Origin of the sequence: Polaromonas sp. (assembly GCF_012927415.1) — a bacterium.
Lineage (GTDB): Bacteria > Pseudomonadota > Gammaproteobacteria > Burkholderiales > Burkholderiaceae_C > Polaromonas.
On sequence record NZ_JABBPF010000041.1, the window covers coordinates 1 to 3,805 of the forward strand.

Here is a 3,805-nt window from a genome sequence, read left to right on the forward strand (position 1 = left end):
TTTTCGCCTCAAGCCACCGGCGCTGACGTGCTCGGCTACAACGCCTTGGTGCGCGGCAACAAATCCGTCACCGGCAAGCTGAACCGCTTTGCCCATGACCTGCATGCCTACTTCGTAACCGGCGCCCGCGTAAGCACTACCGCGCCAGCCAACGTAGTGGCCATGAAAAAAGGGAGTTAAGCATGGCTTTTGGAACCCAGGACGACACCGATGACGTCATGAATGAAATCAACATGACACCGCTGGTCGACGTCATGCTGGTTTTGCTCATCATCTTCATCATCACCGTGCCGGTGATGAAGCACTCCGTCAACGTCGATCTGCCGCGCGCCTCCAGCGAGCAGCAGGTCGTCAAGCCGGAAACGGTTCGGCTGAGCGTGGATGCGCAAGGCGGTTATTACATCAACGATAGCAAGATCACCGATGAAGAACTGGCGCCACGGCTGCGGGCGGCGGCCGCCCAGACTCCCCAACCTGACCTGCATATCAGGGGCGACAAGGCGGTGCGCTACGAGCGAGTGGCGCAAGCCATGGCGGCAGCGCAGCAAGCCGGTTTGCACAAGATCGGTTTCATCACCGAACCAAAAAACTGAGGAAACACCGTGTGCGCGGCAACACCCCATTCCAGCCATTCGATTCTGTCCCGGTGTGCTGCGGACGACGCCACGGGTTCAGTCAAAGCGGCTTCCAGTTCCTGCGCCGCAAGAGCGCCGTGCGGCTGGGTGAACAGCACCGGCATTCTGCGCGGACAAAAAACGGTAGGGATCAGCCACAACGGTTCCACCTGCCGGCTGCGGGCCGAGCCCCTAGAAAAACTCATTTTGACGAGTAATTTTCATCATGGGTCGATCCCGGGGCCGCCAGGCTCGCTGGGTCGTTTCACCAGCCACCGGCTTTCTGCGAAGTCGTCTAACCAGGCTTTTTTCGAGGCCGCTTCCCTGCCTCGTCAACTCCGTTCCATTGACCTGAAAAAGCCGACCCCGAGTCGACTTTTCACGTGAGGTGGGGCCCGGCGATTCGGAATTACAAGCCTATGGCCGCAATACCAGCGCGCGCAATCTGCGCATCCTCCGTCGACTTCACGCCGCTGACGCCTACCGCACCAATGCACTGACCGTCCTTGACGATGGGTACGCCACCTTCGAGCATGCCGTGAATGTAGGGTGCCGACAGAAAAGAGGTTCGTCCTCCGTTCACGATGTCTTCATAAACCTTGCTTTCACGGCGGCCCATGGCGGCGGTGTTGGCCTTGGCCGGTGCGATGTGCGCCGAGATCGGCGCCGCACCATCAAGACGTTGCAGGTGAAGCAGATGCCCGCCCTCATCGACGATGGCAATGGTCACGGCCCAGTTATTCCTGAAGGCTTCGGCCTCAGCGGCGGCAGCGATGGCTTTGATGTCGGCAATTTCAAGTACAGCTTTAGATTTCATGGCTTTCGGGCGACTTTCAGAATTTTGTTGGCAAGAACTTCAAGCATACGCAAATTTGAAAGCTTTCAGCGCAGCAATTGCCGGCGGATTGGGTTGTAGAGTCCTTACAAATAATAGGAGGCGAAACCGGCCGATCACTTGAAAAAACAGCTATCACCCCTAAAATGATGGTCAGTGCACGCTTTCGCGGGCTTTACGGAGATGAGCCTTATGACTGACAACGTTCAAACCCTTGAATATGGCCTGGCTTCGCCGGCCGAGCAGCGCAACAAGGTGATGCGCAATACCTACTGGCTGCTGGCGTTGAGCCTATTGCCAACCATCGCTGGTGCATGGCTGGGCGTAGCCACCGGTATCACCCAAGCACTGAGCGGCGGACTTGGTTTGGTCGTCTTCCTCGGCGGCGCTTTCGGCTTCATGTACGCCATTGAAAAAACCAAAAACTCTGCAGCTGGCGTGCCCGTTCTACTGGGATTTACCTTCTTCATGGGCCTGATGCTTTCGCGCATGATCGGCATGATCCTGGGCTTCAAGAACGGCTCGGAGCTGATCATGACGGCCATGGGCGGCACGGCAGGCGTGTTTTTTGTCATGGCCACCCTGGCCAGCGTCATCAAGCGCGACATCTCCGGCATGGGCAAATGGCTGTTTGTCGGTGCGGTGGTAGTCATGGTGGGCGGCATCATCAACATCTTTGTCGGCTCGACGGCCGGCATGATGGCGATTTCCGTCGCGGTGATTGCCATTTTCAGCGCTTACATGTTGTATGACCTGAAGCAGATCCTGGACGGAGGCGAAACCAACTACATTACCGCTACACTGGCTTTGTATCTGGACGTGTTCAACGTGTTTCAGGCCTTGCTGGCGCTGCTCGGCATCATGGGCGGCGAACGCGACTAAGCAACCTGCTATGCCGCAAAAAAAGGGCCTTCGGGCCCTTTTTTTATGACCTGCTGATGTTGATTACACTTTTTCGAATACTGCCATCGATTCGACGTGTGCCGTATGCGGAAACATGTTCACCACACCCGCCGCTGTGCAGCGGTAGCCGCCAGCGTCGACCAGCACGCCAGCATCGCGCGCCAGCGTGGCCGGGTTGCAGCTCACATAGACAATACGCTGCGGCGGTGTCCAGTCGCCCAGCACCAGACTTTGCTGCTGCACACCGTCGTCGCAAGGCACACCGGTCACGGTCTGCTGGTGCAATGCTGCCAGCGATTTGAAGAGCTCGAACGCCCCTTCCCGCGGCGGGTCAACCAGCCATTTCTCGGACCTACCGTCTTTGACCAGTAGACCCGGGGTCATTTCAAAAAGGTTTCTTGCTACAAATTTAGTATCTGTTAATGCGGGACGAGTGTGGACTGCAGCCTTGTTTCGTTCAAAATTCTGACATGAACGGGCGACCAGCACCTCGCTGCCTTCAATGCCCAGCACCTCGCGCGCGCGCGTGGCTAGCGGCAGCGTGAAATTGCCCAAGCCGCAGAACCAGTCAATCACGCGCTCATGCGGCTGCACGTCCAGCAGCCGCAGCGCTCGCGACACCAGCACCTGGTTGATTTGCGGATTGACCTGCGTGAAATCGGTCGGTTTGAAGGGCATGACGATGCCAAACTCTGGCAAGCTGTAGTTCAGCTCCTGCACCGCCTCATCGAGCAGCTCGACGGTCTCCAGCCCGCCGGGCTGCAGCCACCACTGCAGACCGGGATTCGCTGCGGCAAAAGCCCGCAGCCTGGCCAGATCACCCTCGCTGAGCGGCTCCATATGCCGCAGTACCATCGCCGTCACCTCGTCACCACAGGCCAGCTCGATCTGCGGGATGGTTTCTCTGGCATCCATACTGCCGATCAGCCCGCGTAGCGGCAGCAGCATGTCGCTGACATGCTGCGGCAACACAGGGCATTCGCTCATGTCGGCGACATAGCCGCTTTTGCGTTCATGAAAGCCCACCAGCACTGCGCCCTTCTTGCGCACATAACGCACCGACAGGCGCGCCCGGTAGCGGTAGCCCCAGGCAGGGCCTTCGATCGGCCTGAGGAGGTTGTCGGCTTTGAGCTTGCCGATGTGCTGCAGGTTGTCTTCCAGCACACGTTGCTTGACGGCGACCTGCGCGCTGACATGAAGATGTTGCATCTTGCAGCCACCGCAAGCGCCGGTGTGCATGCCAAAGTTCGGACAAGCCGGGCTGACGCGCTGGGATGACTCGCGGTGAATCGTCAACAACGTGGCTTTTTCAAAACTGCTTTTCTTGCGGTAGACGTTGGCCGTCACCTGCTCGAACGGCAAGGCGCCCTCAATGAAAACGACTTTGCCGTCGGCGCGGTGGGCGATGCCTTGCGCCTCGATGTCGAGCGATTCGACGGTGAGCAAATCGACC

Annotated in this window: 4 protein-coding genes and 2 pseudogenes; 4 read left to right on the forward strand and 2 right to left on the reverse strand. The window is 58.4% G+C overall.

Annotated elements, in window-relative coordinates:
- The 3 genes and pseudogenes from HHJ19_RS04470 to hemP all read left to right on the forward strand — a co-directional run.
- Positions 1-180 (forward strand): annotated as a pseudogene (locus HHJ19_RS04470) (hypothetical protein); the annotation flags it as partial.
- A 2-nt stretch (positions 181-182) separates the two neighbouring features.
- Positions 183-593, forward strand: coding sequence for a biopolymer transporter ExbD (locus HHJ19_RS04475; protein ID WP_296904448.1), 411 nt, complete (start codon positions 183-185; stop codon positions 591-593).
- A 42-nt stretch (positions 594-635) separates the two neighbouring features.
- Positions 636-827 (forward strand): annotated as a pseudogene (gene hemP, locus HHJ19_RS04480) (hemin uptake protein HemP); the annotation flags it as partial.
- A 196-nt stretch (positions 828-1,023) separates the two neighbouring features.
- On the opposite strand, the gene HHJ19_RS04485 reads toward hemP, so the two are convergent.
- Complete coding sequence (locus HHJ19_RS04485; protein ID WP_296904450.1) at positions 1,024-1,431, reverse strand: heme-binding protein; 408 nt, start codon at positions 1,429-1,431, stop codon at positions 1,024-1,026.
- 210 nt (positions 1,432-1,641) lie between these two features.
- On the opposite strand from HHJ19_RS04485, the gene HHJ19_RS04490 reads away from it, so the two are divergent.
- Positions 1,642-2,331, forward strand: a complete 690-nt coding sequence (locus tag HHJ19_RS04490; RefSeq protein ID WP_296904452.1) for a Bax inhibitor-1 family protein — start codon at positions 1,642-1,644, stop codon at positions 2,329-2,331.
- Positions 2,332-2,394: 63 nt separating this feature from the next.
- Here the strand turns inward: HHJ19_RS04490 and rlmD are convergent, their stop codons facing one another.
- Positions 2,395-3,798, reverse strand: a complete 1,404-nt coding sequence (gene rlmD, locus HHJ19_RS04495) for a 23S rRNA (uracil(1939)-C(5))-methyltransferase RlmD (protein ID WP_296904454.1) — start codon at positions 3,796-3,798, stop codon at positions 2,395-2,397.
- Positions 3,799-3,805: the final 7 nt, after the last annotated feature.